This window comes from Mesorhizobium sp. M2A.F.Ca.ET.037.01.1.1 (assembly GCF_003998075.1).
GTDB lineage: Bacteria > Pseudomonadota > Alphaproteobacteria > Rhizobiales > Rhizobiaceae > Mesorhizobium.
In genome coordinates this window covers 1-1,156 of record NZ_RZSA01001431.1, presented here as the reverse complement: position 1 = coordinate 1,156, position 1,156 = coordinate 1, and the positions used below count along the sequence as shown (strand labels likewise).

1 protein-coding gene is annotated in these 1,156 nt (G+C 70.6%); it reads left to right on the top strand.

Annotation, left to right across the window (positions count from 1 at the left end; translation table 11 throughout):
• Positions 1 to 67: 67 nt before the first annotated feature.
• Positions 68 to 1,156 (top strand): hypothetical protein (locus EOA27_RS37375; RefSeq protein ID WP_127258824.1); only part of this gene is annotated, 1,089 nt, incomplete at its 3' end.

Sequence of the window (1,156 nt, the reverse complement as noted above, 5' to 3'; positions counted from 1 at the left end):
GCCATCGCCCCACTCGCGGCACAATTGCCGTGACCTATTTCCGTGTCGGAACCATGATGGCGAACCAATGCGGCACGACCGGCTTGTCCTGATATTGCTCTGGCGCGAGCTGGTCCTCGGCCTGCGGGCGATGCGGTGCCGCGATCTCGCCTGGATCGGGCTCGGCGGCGGCGCGCTGCTGGCCTATGCGATCGCCGATATCGTGCTTGCCCTGCATGCCGCGGCGCCGAAATTGCGGGACGACCAGCTCCTGTGGACTCTTAGCCTGCCGCTCACCCTGGCCGTGCTCGGGGCGCTCACAGGCAACGCGGTCGCCAGGCTCTGCCTTGAACGCGCTTTCGCGCCCTTCCTCAAGGCGCTGCCGCTTGGCTCCAGACAGCGCCGCCACATGGCCGGCAGGGCGACGCTGGCGATCTTCGCGCCGCTGGGCGTCCTGGTTGCCGTTTTGGTCGGCTTCGCCTGCGCCGTCATCGGAAAGCCGTTGCCGGCGGCCTGGGGCCTGGGCGCGGCGGTCCTGTTTGCGCTGGGCTTCGGCACGGCCGCCCTTTGGCGTCTGCGGCGGCCACGTCTTCTCCTCGATGAGGCGGCGAGCGAGACGGCGCCGGTTGGAAGGCAGTGGCTGCGCCGCCTCGACCGAGCGCGCCCGCGCTGGCTTTCCAGCTGGGCCTGGAAACTGCCGGGCGGCCATTTGCGGCCGTCATGGAAGCTGGCCGCGGCCGGTCTGCCGCTCGCGGCCGCGGCCATCCTTGGCGCATGGGCAAGCCTTGCCGGCCGCACGGCCGGGCCGGCGGCGGTTGCGGGCCTGGCGGGCGGCATTCTCGTCTTCATGCTCAGCCTGCGCTGCCAGCCGCTCGGCTCGCCGGTCCTGCGCACGGCGCCCATCGGCTTCACGCGCGTGTGGCTGCGGCTGGTGCAGCTGCCGCTGCAATTGTCGCTCGCCTTCTTCCTGCTGCCGGCCGGCGCGGCGCTCGCCGCCGAGCCGTCGGCATGGGCCGTGCCGGTAGCGGGCGGGCTCTGGCTGCTGGTGCTGAACGGCGCCTATGCGGTGTTCGGCGCCTATTTCCTCAACGCGCCATTCGTTGCCATGTTGAGCTTCGCCAGCGCGCTCGCCTATGCCAGCTATGAAACGCTCGAATACGGACGCACCGTGCTGATC